Annotated in this window: 10 protein-coding genes; 6 read left to right on the top strand and 4 right to left on the bottom strand. The window is 67.0% G+C overall.

Annotated features, from left to right (window positions below):
- Nucleotides 1-145: 145 nt before the first annotated feature.
- The 3 genes from KA419_17770 to KA419_17760 form a co-directional block, all read right to left on the bottom strand.
- A complete protein-coding gene (locus tag KA419_17770) occupies nt 146-652 on the bottom strand; it encodes a ferritin-like domain-containing protein (GenBank protein ID MBP7867782.1) in 507 nt (168 codons plus the stop codon).
- Between the two features lie 313 nt (nt 653-965).
- Entirely contained in the window at nt 966-3,254 is a 2,289-nt protein-coding gene (locus KA419_17765; GenBank protein MBP7867781.1) for a HAMP domain-containing histidine kinase, read from the bottom strand.
- Between the two features lie 10 nt (nt 3,255-3,264).
- Nucleotides 3,265-4,221 carry a KpsF/GutQ family sugar-phosphate isomerase gene (locus tag KA419_17760; GenBank protein MBP7867780.1) on the bottom strand — a complete coding sequence of 319 codons (957 nt, stop codon included), beginning with the start codon at nt 4,219-4,221 and terminating at the stop codon, nt 3,265-3,267.
- A 381-nt stretch (nt 4,222-4,602) separates the two neighbouring features.
- Here KA419_17760 and KA419_17755 point away from each other — a divergent pair, with 381 nt between their 5' ends.
- The 4 genes from KA419_17755 to KA419_17740 all read left to right on the top strand — a co-directional run bounded on the left by KA419_17755 (nt 4,603) and on the right by KA419_17740 (nt 11,158).
- Nucleotides 4,603-5,970, top strand: coding sequence for a TolC family protein (locus KA419_17755; protein ID MBP7867779.1), 1,368 nt, complete (start codon nt 4,603-4,605; stop codon nt 5,968-5,970).
- Between the two features lie 2 nt (nt 5,971-5,972).
- A complete protein-coding gene (locus KA419_17750; protein ID MBP7867778.1) occupies nt 5,973-7,169 on the top strand; it encodes an efflux RND transporter periplasmic adaptor subunit in 1,197 nt (398 codons plus the stop codon).
- 61 nt (nt 7,170-7,230) lie between these two features.
- Entirely contained in the window at nt 7,231-7,428 is a 198-nt protein-coding gene (locus tag KA419_17745; GenBank protein ID MBP7867777.1) for a DUF2442 domain-containing protein, read from the top strand.
- A gap of 85 nt (nt 7,429-7,513) precedes the next feature.
- Complete coding sequence (locus KA419_17740; protein ID MBP7867776.1) at nt 7,514-11,158, top strand: efflux RND transporter permease subunit; 3,645 nt, start codon at nt 7,514-7,516, stop codon at nt 11,156-11,158.
- A 219-nt stretch (nt 11,159-11,377) separates the two neighbouring features.
- On the opposite strand, the gene KA419_17735 is transcribed toward KA419_17740, so the two are convergent.
- On the bottom strand, nt 11,378-12,148 hold the full coding sequence (locus KA419_17735) for a N(G),N(G)-dimethylarginine dimethylaminohydrolase (protein ID MBP7867775.1): 771 nt from the start codon (nt 12,146-12,148) through the stop codon (nt 11,378-11,380).
- A gap of 356 nt (nt 12,149-12,504) precedes the next feature.
- On the opposite strand from KA419_17735, the gene KA419_17730 reads away from it, so the two are divergent.
- Nucleotides 12,505-13,617: a DUF362 domain-containing protein gene (locus KA419_17730; protein ID MBP7867774.1), complete on the top strand. Its 1,113-nt coding sequence runs from the start codon at nt 12,505-12,507 to the stop codon at nt 13,615-13,617.
- A 215-nt stretch (nt 13,618-13,832) separates the two neighbouring features.
- Entirely contained in the window at nt 13,833-16,967 is a 3,135-nt protein-coding gene (locus KA419_17725; GenBank protein MBP7867773.1) for a diguanylate cyclase, read from the top strand.
- The last annotated feature ends 91 nt before the right edge of the window (nt 16,968-17,058 follow it).

The raw sequence follows: 17,058 nt of genomic DNA, 5'->3' as shown, positions 1-17,058 counted from the left end.
TTCACACTCGATCATTCTATCCGTGTTTCTCACGTTCTGCGTATTCTGTGGTTCCAATTTTTCCACGGTTAAAGCCCGTTTGCGGATTATCCGTGTCTATCCGTGTTCATCCGTGGTTCTCTCCCGGTTTGCCCGGGCCCGGGCGTCAGACGCTCCGGACGGTCGCCAGGAGCGTCTCCAGGTCTTCCATCTCCGCCTGGAGGTCCTCCTCGTGCTCAACCTCGTCCTGCAGGATCTGGAGCACGATGTTGTAGGTCACCGGGTCCTTCCCCATGGTGAGGTTGACCAGCCCCTTGTAGGTCAGGATGGCGCACTGCTCGCCCTTGATGTTCTGCTTCAGGACCTCCTTCACGAAGGGGTCGTCGGGGGCGTCGTACCCACAGTTGGTGTGCTTGTACCACTCCTCCGGCTTCGTGACGGGCGTCCCCCCGAGCTGGATGATGCGCATGGCGATCATCCCGGCGTGGCGCAGCTCGTCGGCGGCGTGCTGGTTCAACTCGGCGATGACCGCTTCCTTCATCGGCCCCTTGACGACCTTCGCCCCGATCCAGTACTGGTAGTAGGCCAGCCACTCGTCGCAGTAGGCCTTGTTGAGCACCTCGACGAGCTGCTTGACGTCCATGTCGACAATTTCGATCCCCTTGGTTCCCATGACGGATTCCTCCTTTCCGGATGATATTGCAGGGCGGACTTGCCGGCCCGGTGTACACGATGGGGCTCATCATACCCCTTCCGGGAAAAACCGTAAACCGCAAATCTGCATCGACGGATTCGGGAAAAACCGAAAGCCGAACGGGAACGTGCTTCAGACCCGTCTCACGAGCGCGCGCTTGCGGTGAATGCCCTCAGAATTTTGATCTCACGGAGGCACGGAGAAATGCAAATCGTATTTAATAGAATCAACAATCCTTATGATTCTTCTCCGTGCCTCTGTGAGATCAAGATCCGGACTTTTCGCGACCGCGTCAAGCTTCAGCTGCCCCGGTGTCTTTCCCCGACACGGTGGGGAGGGTGAAAAAGAAGATGCTGCCGCGACCCGGCCAACTGTCCACGCCGACCTTTCCCCCCAGCTTTTCCACGATCCGGCGCACAATGGACAGCCCCAGCCCGTGCCCGTGGAGACGGGCCTGCTCGAGGCGGGTGAAGGGCAGGAAGAGGCGGGACTGCTCGTCCCGGGTGAGGCCTTGGCCGTTGTCCCGAACCCAGAAGCGCACCAGGGGGAAGATCCCGTCGCCGCCCGCAGGGGTTTCGGCGGGGTCCGCCGGCGGGTCCCAGCCCAGTTCCACCACGGGCGGGTCGCCCCCGTACATGACGGCGTTGGAGAGGTAGTTGACCCAGACCTCCTCGACCCAGGGCCCGTACCCCAGGACCCTCGGCCATGAGGCGGGCTGGAGGATCTCCGGCCGCGGGAAGTCGGGGGGGACGGCGATCCGCTTGAGGGCCTCGGACACCACGGCGGACATGTCGAGGATCTTCCGGGGGATCGTCTCCATCTTCCGGGTCTGGGCCAGCAGCAGGAGTTCGTTGATGATGCTGGTCATCTTCGTCCCCGCCTGGCAGATCCCCGTCAGGTTCTCCCGGATCTCCTGGCAGGTCATGCCTTCCAGGCAGTTCTCCAGGAGGGAGCCGTACCCGACCAGAGCGGTCAGGGGGGACTTGAGATCGTGGGCTACGGTGTGCGCGAAGGCGTCCAGCTCGCCGTTGGCCGCCTCCATCTCGGCGGCGTTGCGCTCAAGCCTCCGGTTGGCCTCCGACAGCTCGGCGGTCCGTTCCAGGACGCGCGCCTCCAGTTCGGCGTTGGCGTCGCGGAGCGAACTCCGCATCCGGCCGATGGAAGCCACCATCCCGTTGAAGGCCCGGGTCAGGAAACCGATCTCGTCGGGGTACCGGACCGGGACGACGACGTCCAGCTTCCCCTCCTCGACCTGGCGCACGCCAGCCATCAGCCGTTCGAGGGGTTCCACGAGCCCGATCCGGAAGAAGGCGGGAAACACCATCAGGATGAGGACGACGCCACCGGCCATCCCCACCAGGATCCCGCCCCCCACGGTGCCGAGGTCGGCGTGGATTTCCCGCGCCGGGAACCCCACCCACAGGTCCCGCCCCCCCGACGGGGCCACGGTCACGAAGAAGGGGTGGCGGGAACCGTCAGGGGCCGTCAGGCGAGCGAGAAAACCCGGTCCGAGGAGGACCTTCTTGGCGTTCAGCACCTCGAGGGGGTCGCGGGACAATCCGGCGCGGTTGAAAACCGCCCGGCCCGTCACCCCGGCGTCGGACCCGCCCGGCCGCTCCACGACGAAGGCGACCGACACCGGGAACTCCCGGGGGTCCGCGGCCCGTCCGCGGTCGCAAAGGCTCGACGCCTGCCGGGCGTCGGGAGCGACCCGGTCGACGAAGCGCTCGGTGTGAAGGCTAACCAGGACCTGCCCCAGCGGCCCCACCACGGCGAAGAGGGTGACCAGCGGGCTGAGCAGGATCTTGGTTTTCAGGTTGCTGGAGGCGGGGGCGTAGTTGAGGTGCGTCAGCACGAAGGTGAAGACGAAGGCCAGGCAGCCCAGGCACAGGGAGAGGGTGTACGTGAGGTAGGACACCATCCGGAGGGGTGCCAGGACGCCGTGGAAGAGGAGCGCCCAGACCGCGAGCAGGAAGGGCAGGGCCAAGGCCAGGGCATAGGCGCGGGACATCCGGGCGGAGCCGCCGGACGGGCGGGCGATGCACTCCCAGGTCCCGGCGGACGACGGCGCCGCCGGCTCGCCGGGAGGGGGGACCCGCGAGAGCCGGACGGCCTTCCAGAGCAGGACCTGCACGCACCCCAGGAACTGCAGCACCAGGAGGGCGAGGTCCACGGCCCGCACGGTCACGAAACCGGGGCCGCTCGTCGGACAGAGGAGGACCTGCCCGACCCCGAAGGTCCCGATCAGCCACCCGGCGCCCCGCACCAGGCGGGTCTCCCGTTCGAGACCGGGAGAGGAACCCGGGAGGCCGCAGGCGAAACGGAGAAGGAACACCCCGCCGAGCAGCATGAACGTGTACTGCACCAGGTTCCAGCCGCTGAAGAAGGACGACGTCACCAGGAAGCCGGAGCCGGCCCAGCCGCTCCCGCAGGCGAAGTAGGCCGCCAGCAGCCGGTTGCCCGGCACCCTCCGACCCTGCTCCCGGAGCAGGATGCCGCCGATGGCCAGGCCGAGGGTGAACAGCACCAGGTAGAGGATGCTCTGGGCGTTGAGAACGACGTTGTCGCTGATGAGGTTCACGGCGGGGACCTCAGAACAGCTCGGTCCCCCAGAGGTCGTGGAGGTGAATGGCGCCCTCCAGGCGGCCTTCCGGGTCGGTGATGAACAGCGAGGTGATGCGGTTGCGCTCCATGATGGCCAGGGCCTGGGTGGCCAGTTCGTCCGCGGGGACGGTCTTCGGGTCGGGGGTCATGCACGAACCGGCCTCCCGGTCGAGGAGATCGGGGCAGCGCGCCAGGAGGCGGCGCAGGTCGCCGTCCGAGATGGCGCCCCGAAGGACCCCCTCCGCGTCGGTGACGGCGGTGATCCCCATGCGCTTGTCGGACATGACGAAGACGACGTCCCGCATGCGCGTGTCGAGACGGACCCCCGGGACGGCCTCCCCCGTGCGCATGAGGTCCCGGATGCGCAGGAAACGCTTCCCCAGCTTCCCGCCGGGGTGAAGGGCCGCGAAGTCGTCCACCCGGAACCCCTTGCGCACGGAGAGCGCCACCGCGAGGGCGTCCCCCAGGGCCAGGGAGGCCGAGGTGCTGGCGGTGGGGGCCAGGCCCAGCGGGCAGGCCTCCCGGGCGACCCCGGCGTCGAGGCAGACCTCGGCGGCGCGGCCCAGGCTCGATTCGGGGCACCCCGACAGGACCAGGAGGGGAATGTCCAGCCGCTTGAGATACTCCACCACCCGGAGGATCTCCGCGGTTTCGCCGGAGTGGGAGAGCGCCACCACCACGTCCCCCCGGCACAGCATGCCCAGGTCCCCGTGGATGGCTTCCGCCGGGTGCATGAACAGCGAGGGCGACCCGGTGCTGGCGAAGGTGGCGGCCAGCTTGCGGGCGATGATGCCCGACTTGCCCATTCCGGTGGTCACGATGCGTCCCCGGCACTGCTCGAGGAGGTCCACGGCCCGCACGAAACGCCCGTCCAGCCGGTTTCTCACCGTCAGGATGGCTTCCGCCTCCACCTGCAGCACTTCGCGGGCGATCTCCAGGCTCATGGCGCTCCTCCCCTGTGGTGACGTCACCCCGCCGCCGGCGCATAACCCGCGCCGCGGTTCGGGATGAAGGGCCGCCGAAAGGCGATTCGCCGCCCTTCGCTCGCAATCGGGGCTCCGGGGCCCTCCTTGCCCGGGATCGCGCGGTCTTCGCTCCCGGCCCTGAAGCGCTACTTTACCCCAACCGGCCCTTCCCTGCAACCCCGACGGGCGCTCCCGGCGATTCCGATTCGCTTCGGGGCCCGGGCCGGTCCCCGGTCCGCTTCCTGTGCCTCAAGTCACGTGAGCGAAAGATTGTTCCGCCGTGGAGAAAAGTTGTTTCGCTCCGGCTGGAGGCTCGGGTATAATCCGCTCCTCAATGAATTGCACGCGTGAAGGGGAAAGATGAAAACCGATCGCAAGCCACTGTCAGGGATGTTCTGGATCGCCGCGGTCCTCCTGGCCTCCGTCCCGCTTCTGCCCGCGAACCCGCTCCCGGGTGAGGACGCCGGCGTCCTCACGCTGGAGCAGGCCATCGCCCAGGCGATCGCGAACAACCGGGAGGTCAGGATCTCCGGTCTCGAAGCGGAGAAGGCCCACGAGAAGACCCAGGCTTTCCGCACCCACTTCTTCCCGACCATCAACTTCCGCGCGACCGGCTCCCAGCAACTGGCGCCCATCGAGTTCTTCTTCCGGCAGGGGGTGTTCGGGGAGATCGACGGGCGGCCCGTGCCCTCGGAGGACACCTACCTGAGCACCGCGCGGGTCCCCACGCTGGTCCTGCAGGCGGACGTCCAGCAGCCCCTCACCCAGCTTTACCGGTTGAAACTCAACGTGAAGGCCCTTCGCAAGGGGGAGGAGATCGCCCGGCAGGACGTCCGGCTGAAAACCCAGGACCTGGTGAAGAGCACCAAGCTCGCCTACTGGGGGATCGCCCAGGCCCAGAGCGGGATCCGGGCCCTGGAGGAGACCCTGCGCCTCTACCGGGAACTGGACCGCCTGACCCAGGACTACCTGGCGCAGGAAGTCGTCCTCAAGGCGGACGCCCTGCAGGTGCAGGCCGCGCTGGCGAAGACCGAGTACGACCTCCAGTGCCTGCGCGACACCCAGGCCACGGGAAAGGAGCAGCTGAACCTCCTCCTGGGCCGCGACCCCATGACGCCGTTCAGCGTGGAGGAGGCCCCCGCCCCCACCACCTTCGAGACGGACCCCGAAGCCGCCCGCCGGACCGCGCTCGAGCAGCGGGCCGAGGTGGCGAAGGCGAAACTCCAGATCGAGCAGGCGGAACTGGACCGCCGGGCCAAGAAGGCGGAGTACATCCCCGACCTGGGCGTGGGCCTTCAGGCCATGCGGCTGATCAACTACGACGAGATGCTGCCGAAGAACATGATCGGCCTGGGGCTGGTCTTCAGCTGGGAGATCTGGGACTGGGGCCGGAAGAAACGGGAGCTGGGCGAGAAGGACCGGACCATCTCCCAGGCCCGTCTCGCCCTCCGGGAGACCTCGGACACGGTGGTGGTGGACGTCAACGACAAGTTCCGGAAGGTCCGCCAGAACCGCCTCCTGCTGGAGAGCGCGAGGCTGGCCCGGGAGACGGCGGCCGAGAACCTGCGGGTGGTCTCGAACCGGTACAAGGTGGAGGCGGCCCTGCTCAAGGACACCCTCCAGGCGCAGTCGGACCTCGAAAATGCCAATAACGCCTGGCGGGACGCCGTCATCGCCTTCTGGACGGCCCGGGCGGAATTCGAAAAAGCGCTGGGTGAGGAAAAATGAAAATGAAACGCGTGTTCTTGACGGCAGTGATCCTGGCGGCGGCCTGCGGTGCGGCCTGCCGGAAACAGGAAGTGGTGGGCAGCCGCTCCCCGGTGATCGTGACGGTTCAGTCGGTGGGGACGTACACCGCCACCGAGGGAATCCGCCGCTTCTCCGCCTCCATCGTCCCCCAGAGCCAGGTCAGCGTGGCCTTCAAGGTGGGCGGCTACGTGGAGGATATCCTGCGGATCGGGGGCCACCTGGCCCAGGAAGGGGACTTCGTGTCCAGGGGCCAGGTCCTGGCCCGGGTCCGGCAGTCGGACTACCAGGTGAAGGTCCGGCAGGCCCAGGCCCAGGTGGCGGCGGCCGCCAAGACCATCCAGACCGCCAAGGCCCAGCTGGACCAGGCCCTGGCCGCCCAGGACAAGGCGCGGAGCGACTTCCGGCGCGCCGAAGCTCTTTACGCCACCCAGAGCCTGGTCCGGCCCGACTTCGACGCGGCAAAGGCGCAGCTCGACGCGACGACCGCCCAGGTGGCGGCCGCCCGCTCCCAGGTGGAAACGGCGGAGCAGAACCTGTCCGCCGCCGAGGCCCAGGAAGCCGAGGCGAGGATCGCCCTCGGCGACAGCACCCTGGCCGCCCCCGTCAGCGGGCTGGTCCTCAAGCGGAACGTGGAGATCGGCCTTTTGGCGGCCGCCGGGACCCCCGCCTTCGAGATGGCCGACATCGGCACGGTGAAGGCGGTTTTCGGCGTGCCCGACAACGAACTCCCCAAGGTGAAGCTCGGGATGGAGCTGGCCCTCCAGGTGGAAGTGCTTCCGGGGGAAGGGATCACCGGCAAGGTGACCGCCATCTCCCCCGCCGCGGACCCCAAGACGAGGGTCTTCAGCGTGGAGGTCACCATCGCGAACCGCAAGCAGCAGCTCAAGCCGGGAATGATCGTGTCGGTGAGCCTCTCGGGCGAGGAGCCGCAGGCCCAGACCGTCGCCGTGATCCCGCTCGCCTCGGTGATCCGCTCCAAGGAAGACCCCGGGAAGTACGCGGTGGCCGTCCTGGACGGCAACTCCGACCAGGGAACGGTCCGGTTCCGGACCATCCGCCTGGGGGACATCTACGGGAACCAGGTGGCGGTCCTCGACGGCGTCAAGCCCGGGGAGCGGGTGGTCGTCTCCGGCGCCCAGCAACTGATGGACGGGCAAAGGGTGCAAGTGATGAAGTGAGGGGCTGGAATGCCAACCATTCTGACCTGCGGCCCCTATCGCTTCTTCTTCTATTCAGGAGATGGCGATGAGCCTTGTCGTGTTCATGCTGAAAGAGATAACCAAAAAGCGAAATAACGGCGACGGCATTCATTGGCCTGATTTGGATGAAGATATCAGTTTGGAGAACATTCTGATAGGAAAACCCTCTCTTGAGAGTTCCCGCTCTTTGCAGCTCTGGCTGAAAAGGCGTGGAAAACCGAATGAGCTCAAACAATGAGTGATGGAGACCAAAGTACCGATTCTCCATTCTGGATTCTGGATTCTGAATTCTGAATTCTGAATTCAATAAAAGGACTAACCACATGTCGCACGGGAAAACCGATCAGGAGCACGTTCAGAGCACCCACAACACCGCCCGGTTCTGCGTGGAGAAACGCCACGTCTCCTGGGTGCTTCTGCTCTTCGTCTTCGCCTGGGGGATTTACGGCTACCTCAACATGCCCGAGCGGAAGGACCCCGTCATCCCCGTCCTCCAGGCGGTGGCGGTGACGGCCTGGCCGGGGGCCGACGCCGAGAAGGTGGAGCAGCTCGTCACGCGGAAGGTCGAGGAGCAGATGGCCCAGAACGCCAAGGTGGAGAAGATCGAGTCGATCTCCCGCACCAACCTCTCCATCGTCTACGTGACCCTGGAGGACTACGTCAAGGACTCCGCCAAGGAGTTCGACGACATCAAGCTGCGCCTCGACGGCATCACGGACCTGCCCCAGGGGTGCCAGCCCGTCAACTTCATCCGCGACTTCGGCGACACCGCCGCCCTGATGCTCACCGTGGCCAGCCCCAAGGCCGACGACACCGAGATTTCCATCCGCGCGAAGAACATCGAGGAGTCCCTGCGCCGCGTCCGGGCGGAGCACGACACGGACCCCGGCCGCCGGCCCGCCGCGGTGGTCTTCTGTTTCCCCGCCAGCATCAACTCGCGGGTGATCCGGGACTTCCTCGAGAGGGCCTCCGAGTTCCTGCGGGGTCAACCCGACGTCGGAAGCATCCGGTTCGTGGAAGGCGTCGGTTTCGCGGGGGTCGATGTGATGACCACCCTCGACGACAAGGCCCTCGAACTGGCCGTCCAGAAGTTCCTCAACGAACGCGTGAAGATCGCCGAGGCCCACCCCGACTGCTGGGCCCCCATCCTGGTCCGGGACCCCGCCGAGACGAAGAAGCTCCTCCAGGGCGTGGCGGGCGACAAGTACAGCTACCGCGAGATGGACGACTTCACCGACCTCATGCAGAAGTCTCTCAAGACCATCGAGATCGTCTCCAAGGTCGACCGCTCCGGCACCCTCGACGAACAGGTCCTGCTGCAGTACTCCCAGGAGCGCCTGGCATCCTACGGGGTCAAAGCCGGAAACCTCAAGGACATCCTGGCCGCCCGGAACTCCTTCGTCCCCGGCGGCGAAATCAACACCCGGGACAAGGTGGTGGGCATCACCCCCTCCGGCGAGTTCAAGAACGAAAAGGAACTGAACGACGTCGTCATCGGCGCCAACCCCGACGGCTCGCCCGTCTACCTCCGGGACGTGGCGGTGGTGACCCGCGGCTACGACATGCCGCCCCGTTTCCTCAATCATTACACCCGCCGGGACGCCCAGGGGAACTGGACCCAGACCCGCGCCATCACGCTGTCCATCCAGATGAAGGAGGGGGAGAAGATCGGGCTCTTCGCGGAAGAGGTGGACGCCAAGCTGGAGGAACTGCGGAAGATGCTCCCCCCGGACCTGGTCTTCGCCCGGACCTCCGACCAGCCCAAGCAGGTGGAGGAGAACGTCGAGCTGTTCATGCGAAGCCTCTGGGAAGCCATCATCCTGGTGGTGGTGGTGTCCTTCATCGGCTTCTGGGAGTGGCGCTCCGCCATCCTCATGGCCATCGCCATCCCCATCACCCTGGCCATGACCTTCGGGATGATGTTCGTGCTGGGACTCGACATCCAGCAGGTGTCCATCGCCACCCTGATCATCGCCCTGGGCCTGCTGGTGGACGACCCGGTGGTGGCGGGGGACTCCATCAAACGCGACATGGGCATCGGCAACCCGCCCGTGGTGGCGGCGTGGCTGGGGCCCACGAAACTGGCCACGGCCATCCTCTACGCCACCATCACCAACATCGTGGCCTACCTGCCCTTCCTCATGCTGCCGGGGTCCACCGGGGAGTTCCTCTTCTCGCTCCCCATGGTGTTGACCTGCTCACTGGTGGCCTCCCGTGTCGCCTCCATGACCTTCATCCCGATGCTGGGCTACTACCTCCTCAAGCCCAAGCTGGAAAAACCCGTCGAGGAACGGCGGAAAGCCGGTTTCGCGGCCTTCTACTTCCGCCTGGGACGGGCCGCCATCCGCCATCGCTGGGTCGCCCTCCTCCTCTCCTTCGGCGTCCTGGCCGCCGGGGTTTTCTTCGCGTCCCAGCTCAAGACCATGTTCTTCCCCAAGGACCAGTCCTTCCTCTCCTACGTGGACGTCTGGCTGCCCGAGGACGCTTCCTTCGAGTCCACCCTCACCAAGACCCAGCAGGTGGAGAAGGCCGTCGGCGAGATCTTCGCCCAGTTCGGGAAGGACCACGCGGAAAACGGCAAGCCCCGGGAGGTGCTCAAGTCCATGACCACCTTTGTCGGGGGCGGCGGCCCCCGGTTCTGGTACTCGGTGAGCCCCGAGATGCAGCAGCTCAACTACGCCCAGATCATCATCGAGGTTTTCCACAAGGAGGACACCGAGGAGCTGGCCGCCCTGCTCCAGCAGGGGGTCCCCGCGCGGGTGCCGGGCGCCCAGATCGACGCCCGGCAGCTGGAGACCGGCTCGGTGGTGGGCCTGCCCATCGCCATCCGCCTCTCCGGGATGGAGATCGACATGCTCCGGGGCCTCGCCGAGCGGCTGAAGGCCCTCTTCCAGGACGTCCCCGGCGTGGACCGCGTCCGCGACGACTGGGGCGCCGAGAGCTTCGCGCTGGACATTCAGGTCAACACCGACCGGGCCAACCTGGCGGGGATCACCAACGTGGACGTGGCCGCCTCTTCCGCGGCCGCCATGAGCGGGCTCCCGGTCAGCACCCTGCGGGAAGGCGACAAGCAGATCCCCATCGTGGCCCGGCTCCGGGACGCCGAGCGGCTCACCATCGAGGACATGCGGAACCTCTACGTCTACTCCTCCATCTCCACCAACCACGTCCCGCTTCGCCAGGTGGCGACGGTGGACTACAAGCTCCGCACCGAGAAGTTCCGGCGCCGCAACCAGTTCCGCACCGTCACCGTCTACTGCGCCCCGGTCAAGGGGGTGCTCCCGTCGGAGATCATGGCGTCCGCCGCGCCGAAACTGGCCGAATTCGAGAAGAGCCTCCCGAGCGGGTACTTCGTGGAAATCGGGGGGGAGAAGGAGTCCCAGGACGAAGGCTTCACCAACCTGACCATCGTGCTCTGCATTTCCTTGATCGCCATTTACATGGCCCTGGTCTTCCAGTTCAAGAACGCCATCAAGCCCTTCGTGGTGTTCGCCGCCGTCCCCTACGGGATGGTGGGGGCCTTCGCGGCCCTCTTCGCCACCAGCACCCCCTTCGGTTTCATGGCCTTCCTGGGGATCATCAGCCTGATCGGCGTCATCGTGAGCCACATCATCGTGCTCTTCGACTTCATCGAGGAGAAGCGGGAGGAGGGGGAACCCCTGCAGCAGGCCCTCCTGGACGCGGGCATCATCCGGTTGCGGCCGGTGCTCATCACCGTGGGCGCCACCGTCATCGCTCTCTTCCCCCTGGCCATGCACGGCGGGCCGCTCTGGCAGCCTCTCTGCTACGCCCAGATCGGCGGGCTGCTCATCGCCACCCCCATCACGCTGGGTTTGGTGCCGGTCCTCTACGCCATCTGCGTGCTGGACCTGAAGATCCTGAAGTGGGAAGGGCCCGTGGAAGCCGAGGAGCACCACCACCGGCGCCACGGCCACGCCGCCGCGCCCCCGCCGGTGCCGGAGGGTTAGGCTCGTTCGTCCGCGTCGTCCCGACGCGGACGCCTGTTCTCTCAGCTTGATTTCTATGCCCCCGCGCCGGTTCGTACGCGTCGTCCCGACGCGGACAACTGTTCCCTCAACTTGATCTCCCCGCCCCCGCGCCGGTTCGTACGCGTCGTCCCGACGCGGACAACTGTTCCCTCAACTTGATTTCCCCGCCCCCGCGCCGGGACGGCGCGTGCGAACCGCTCAGAACCGCAGCGACAGGCAGCTCAGCCCGCCGTCCATCTTCCGGTACTCGGACATGTCCAGTTCGATCACGCTGCAGCCCAGGCCTTGAAGGGCGTCCCTCAGGCGCGGGTACCCGGACGCCACCAACACCTGATCGTTGACCCGCAGGCAGTTGGCGGCGTAGCTTTCCGCGGGGACGGGACGCACCCGCTCGAAGCGCCGCAGTTCGGGGTGATCCGCCAGGTCGTCGATCACCACCAGGCGGTTGTCGCCCAGCCAGGACAGGCCGCTCTTGAGGTGCAGGATCCCCCGGACGCCCCGGATGTCCACGGTGGCCGAGGTGTAGCCCTCCTCCGCCAGGAAGCCGGCCAGCTGCCGGGCCCCCTCGGCGTTCGTCCGGGCCGAGATTCCGATGAGGACGTGCCGTCCCGCCTCGCAAACGTCGCCGCCGTCCACGGCGCCGGGGGCGGTGATCGCGCGGGACCGGGTGAAGAAGCGCTCGACCGCCGGCCGGATCCCCTCGACTTCGCCCTCCCGGCTGGGGGCGCCGGGGCGCGTGAAGATGGCGCAGCCCGGGACGAGGACAGCCGTGTCCTCGACGAAAGTGGCATCGGGGTGGCGGGGGTCGGGTTCCAGCCGGGTCAGGGTCAGTCCGCACCGCTCGAGGGCCTCACTGTAGCGGGCGTGCTGTTCCAGGGCCTTCTCGATGTCGGGTGCGCCGAGCCCGGCGGTGGTGAGACCGTCGGCGAAACCGGGCGCCGGGGGGCGGACAATGGCGTTGTTGAACATGGGGATTCTCCTCTGGCAATGGGTAATAGCCGATGAACCGGGTCCCCTGGCAACTTCCGGGGACGCGGCGGGACCGAACGGTGCATTCTATCATGCCACACTCCCGGGTCGAACGGGTTCTGCTTCTGGCGGGCGGCGGCTTGACGCCGCTCCGGCCGTGTCGGCTCGACGGCGTGGGGGAAAGGCCACCCTGTATGCGGGGGTTGCGCCGGGGCGACTCGGGTGACTGTATCCCGCGCAAGCTGAAGCTTGCGCCACCACTTACGCTGTGGTACAGTCTTTGCCGGCCGTGTCAGAGCCGGACAGTGGAGGAGAAGCGGTCCGGTCGAACACGGAATCCCTGAAAAGGAAAACCCATGTCCCGGTCCGTCGTCAGCGTGATCCGTTCCTCCCCCGCCACCGTCTTCGCGGACATTGCCGAGGCCTGCGCGCAGGCCGGCATGGCCGAGGCCCTGCCGCCCGGGGCGACCGTCATTCTCAAAGACAACATTTCCTGGCATTTCCCCTACCTTTCCGCCAACACCACGCCCTGGCAGCTCGAGGGGACCGTCCGGGCGCTGAAAGCCCTGGGGCGGGACGACCTCGTCACCGTCCACAACAACACGGTGGTCACCGACCCCTACAAGGGCGGGCGGCTGAACAAGCTGACGCCCATCTACGAAAAGCACGGCATCGAGGAACGGTTCAACTTCGACCGGAAGGACATCCGGTGGGTGCCCTACGCGCCGAAGACGCCGACCCTGGCGCTGCACAAGATCTACCCCGGGGGGATCCACATCCCGGAGTACTTCGTCGGCAAGAGCATCCTCCACCTGCCCACGGTGAAGACCCACATCTACACCACCACCACCGGCGCCATCAAGAACGCCTTCGGCGGCCTGCTCAACACCCGCCGGCACTACACCCACTCCTGGATCCACGAGACCCTGGTGGACCTCCTGGCCATCCAGAAAGAGATCCACGCCGGGATCTTCTGCGTGATGGACGGGACGATCTGCGGTTCCGGCCCCGGCCCCCGCACCATGCAGCCCGTGGAGAAGGGCCTCTTCCTCGCCTCGGCGGACTCCGTGGCCATCGACGCCGTCGCCGCGAAGCTCATGGGTTTCGACCCGCTCGCCATCCCGTACATCCGCCTGGCCCACGAGCGCGGCCTCGGGGTGGGCGACCCGTCGGGCATCGACATCCGGGGGGTCGACGTCTCGGGCATGAACTTCGGGTTCCGGGTCGGGGACAACACCGCCAGCAAGGTGGGACACCTGCTCTGGTTCAGCCCCCTCAAGCGCATACAGTGGCTCTGTTTCCACACGCCGCGGGTCTACCTCTTCGTCTTCGGGTCCTACTTCTACCACGATTTCCTCTGGTGGCCGGTCAAGGGGCGCAAGATCCAGAGGAGGTTGCGGAAGGACAGCGCCTGGGCGCGGTTCTTCGATTCCTACCCGGACCCGCCCGCGCCCCCGCCCGCCCCGTGAACCGGGGCAGGCCACCCGTCCGGGTGCGCCGTCCCCCCCGGGCGAATTCGAAAAAGAGGGGGTTGACCACAACGCATCTGGTATAATCGGTTTTGCGACATGCGTGGAGCGGGGGACCCCCCGGAAGGGAGCGGGTGAAGGGCCGGACGGAGGTCGTTCATGGTCGTTTCAGCGCAGGGGCTCAGACGTGCGGCGAGTGGCCGGGGGAGGCGCCTGTGAGGGGACCGGCGGCGGCGACCGCACCTCAGCGGCAACGGCGGCTCATCGCGGCGGCGCTGGGGCTCGTGCTCCTGGCCGCCGTCGGGGCCCTCCCGGCCCAGACGCCGTACACCCGGACCTTCTCGACCCGGGAGGGCCTGATCCAGTACTCCGCGTCCATCATCGTGCAGGACGAGCGGGGCTACCTCTGGTTCGGCACGGAGTCGGGCCTCTCCCGCTTCAACGGCAGCAGCTTCCACAATTTTTCCTACCGGAACGGTTTCGTGAACGCCCCCGTGATCAGCCTCCTGGCGGCGGGGCCCGACGTTTACGCGGTCTCCACCACGGGGGACGTCTTCAGGGCGGACTTCGACGTGATGCGGAAACTCCCCGTCCAGGGCAAGGTCCTGTACCTGTTCAAGGACACCCACGAAGCCGTCTGGCTGCTCGCCACCGACCGCATCGCCCGCCTCGACGGGTCGAAGAGCTTCCCCCGCCCCGCACTGGGACGCGAGGTGGGAGAGAGTGAGCCGCAGAGCGTCAAGTTCCAGGAAACCCTCTTCCTCTCCATCGGGGAGAACCTCTACATCTTCGACGGGGACCGCGGCCTGGTGCCCTATTTCCGTTTCCCCACCCGGGTCATGGACCTCCTGGCGCTGCCGGACGGCCGGCTGGGGGTGGTCCTGGAGCACAGCTGCGAGGCGCTCGAGCCCATCGGGACCACCGTCACCTTCTACAAGCCCGAGGAAGGCACCCGCCTGACCTGCGGGTCCACCGACGGCGAATCCGTCTGCCTGGCCACCGACCGCGGGCGGCTGGTCATCCTGCGGGAGGGGAAGGTCCGGGCCCTCTCCTCCGGGCTGCCCGACAACTCGGTGATGGACGTGCTCTACGATTACGAGGGAAACCTGTGGGCCGGGCTGGACAGCGGGGGCGTCCTGCTGCTGCCCCGGACCAAGTTCCTCTCCTTCACCGCCCGGGACGGGGTGGGCACCGGCGACGTGTTCTTCGTCTCCGTCGACCGCGGCCGGGGAGGGATCTGGGCCGGGACCCGCAACGGCGGGATCTGTCACATCGACGACGCCTACGCGGTCCACCCGTGGACGGAGGCCAGGGGGTTGCCCTCCAACAAGGTCCGCGGGTTTTACATGACCGCGTCCAACGACCTCCTCGTGGGGACCGTGAACGGGATCGGCATCATCCGCCCCGACGACACCCTTCGACGGCTGCCGTTCTCCGAGGGCAAGACCTTCCGCGCCTTCGCGGAGTGCCCCGACGGCTCCCGGATCGCCGGGGGCGCCGACGGCGAGATCTACCGCCTGGACGACTCCCCGGCCGGCGGAAAGCTCTGGCTGAAACTGCCCATCCGAACCCTCATCCGCAAGATGGTCTGGTTCGGGGGGAGCCTGTTCGTGCTGACGGTGCGCGGGCTGTACATCTACGACGGACGGACGCTCGCGTCGAAACCCGAGTTCGAGGGCACCGAGATCTGGGACTGCGTCGAGTCCGACCCGCGGACCCTGTGGTTCGCCGCCGGCGACAAGGGGGCCTGGGTGCTCCGGGACGGCGCCTGGACGCGCCACGCGCCGGCGATGATGGCCGGCGGCCGGATCTTCGACGTCGACCGGGGCCCCGACGGCCGGATCTACTGCGCCTCGGACATCGGTCTCTTCCGTTTCGACGGCCGCGCATGGTCCCGGTTCGACACCCGCACCGGGCTGGCCTCCGAGGTCATCTACCACCTGGGCTTCGACGTCGCCGGCCGTCTGTGGGTGGGGACGGACCTGGGGCTCAACCTCCTGTCGAACGACAAGGTCCTGTTCCATTTCGATTTTCGTGACGGCCTCGCCGACAACGAGTGCAACGGGAACGGCTTCCTGTCGGACCTGAGGGGGAACGTCTGGTTCTGCACCATGGGCGGGATCTCCACCATCGACCCCCGGCGGATCGCCATGAACCGGCACCCTCCCCGCCTCTGCCTGGCCGACGTGGAGGTCAACGGGGCCTCGCTCCGGCGCTTCTTCTCCGACCGGGACGCCACCCCCCCCCGGCCGGAAGAATTCGACAACGACCGGAACTCCCTGAAATTCCGGTTCGACGGCCTCAGTTACGCCAGCGGGGAGCGCCTGCGCTACCACTACATCCTGGATGGCTACGACACGGCCTGGACCGGCCCCACCACCGAGCGGGTGGCTTCCTACCCGCGCCTCCCCCCCGGCAGCTACACGTTCCGGGTGAGGTGCCTCAACAGCGACGGCACCGCGTCCGGGATCGTGTCGTTCCCCTTCGCCATCCGGCCGTCCATCTGGCAGCGGACCTGGGTCCGCGTCCTGATCGGCTGCCTGGCGCTCGGGACCGTCTTTCTCCTCTTCCACTTCCGTCTGCGTGCGGTCCGGAGGCAGAAAGAGAGGCTCGAGGAACTGGTGGCCCTGCGCACCAGCGAGCTGGCCGACGCCAACCGGGAGCTGGTGCAGTTGTCCATCACCGACCCGCTCACGGGCCTGTTCAACCGCCGGTTCTTCCAGCGGAAGGTGCAGGAGGACGTGGCCCTCTCCCTCCGCCAGTGGCGGCACAAGATGGAATCCTCCGGGCTCTGCCCGGACCTCGGTTTCTTCATGATCGACATCGACCACTTCAAGCGGCTCAACGACAACCTGGGCCACGAGGCCGGCGACGAGGTCCTCCGCCAGATCAGCCAGCGCTTCCGGGAGACGGTCCGGATCAGCGACACCCTGGTGCGTTGGGGGGGCGAGGAGTTCCTCCTCCTCTCGAAGGAGAACACCCCCTCCCAGGCGGCCACCCTGGCCGAGCGACTCCGGGAGGTGGTGGGGACCGCCCCCTTTGTCACCGACGGGAAGCCCGTCAGCTTGACGGTCTCCATCGGCTTCTGCACCTTCCCCTTCCTCGCCGCCGACCCGCTGGCCTTCGGATGGGAAGCGGTGGTCCAGGTGGCGGACCAGCTCCTCTACCGCGCCAAGCGCCACGGGCGAAACCGGTGGTACGGGATTCGCTCCAACCGCCCCTCGCTGACCCCCGGCCAGGCCGTCCTCGTCCGGGAGAACATCGACCAGGCCGCGCAGGCGGGCCTGGTGACCCTCCTGGAAAGGGACCCGTCGGAACGTGTCTCTGAAGAAAGTTCTTCGTCGCCATGAACCGGACGTTTGCACGCGCCGTCCCGGAAAAGCGCCGTCTCCGCTCATCGTAAATCGGCCGGACGCCTTCGCCAGTCTCCGACCTCCGGTC

The organism is Acidobacteriota bacterium (assembly GCA_018001935.1).
Taxonomy (GTDB): domain Bacteria; phylum Acidobacteriota; class JAAYUB01; order JAAYUB01; family JAAYUB01; genus JAGNHB01.
Note: the sequence above shows the minus strand (reverse complement) of the source record. Positions and strands in the feature narration are given on the sequence as shown.

What these genes read in the sequence shown, in the direction of transcription:
- KA419_17770 (MBP7867782.1), bottom strand. Translation starts at nt 652, where the DNA reads ATGGGAACCAAGGGGATCGAAATTGTCGACATGGACGTCAAGCAGCTC.
- KA419_17760 (MBP7867780.1), bottom strand. Translation starts at nt 4,221, where the DNA reads ATGAGCCTGGAGATCGCCCGCGAAGTGCTGCAGGTGGAGGCGGAAGCC.
- KA419_17755 (MBP7867779.1), top strand. Translation starts at nt 4,603, where the DNA reads ATGAAAACCGATCGCAAGCCACTGTCAGGGATGTTCTGGATCGCCGCG.
- KA419_17750 (MBP7867778.1), top strand. Translation starts at nt 5,973, where the DNA reads ATGAAACGCGTGTTCTTGACGGCAGTGATCCTGGCGGCGGCCTGCGGT.
- KA419_17745 (MBP7867777.1), top strand. Translation starts at nt 7,231, where the DNA reads ATGGCGATGAGCCTTGTCGTGTTCATGCTGAAAGAGATAACCAAAAAG.
- KA419_17740 (MBP7867776.1), top strand. Translation starts at nt 7,514, where the DNA reads ATGTCGCACGGGAAAACCGATCAGGAGCACGTTCAGAGCACCCACAAC.
- KA419_17735 (MBP7867775.1), bottom strand. Translation starts at nt 12,148, where the DNA reads ATGTTCAACAACGCCATTGTCCGCCCCCCGGCGCCCGGTTTCGCCGAC.
- KA419_17730 (MBP7867774.1), top strand. Translation starts at nt 12,505, where the DNA reads ATGTCCCGGTCCGTCGTCAGCGTGATCCGTTCCTCCCCCGCCACCGTC.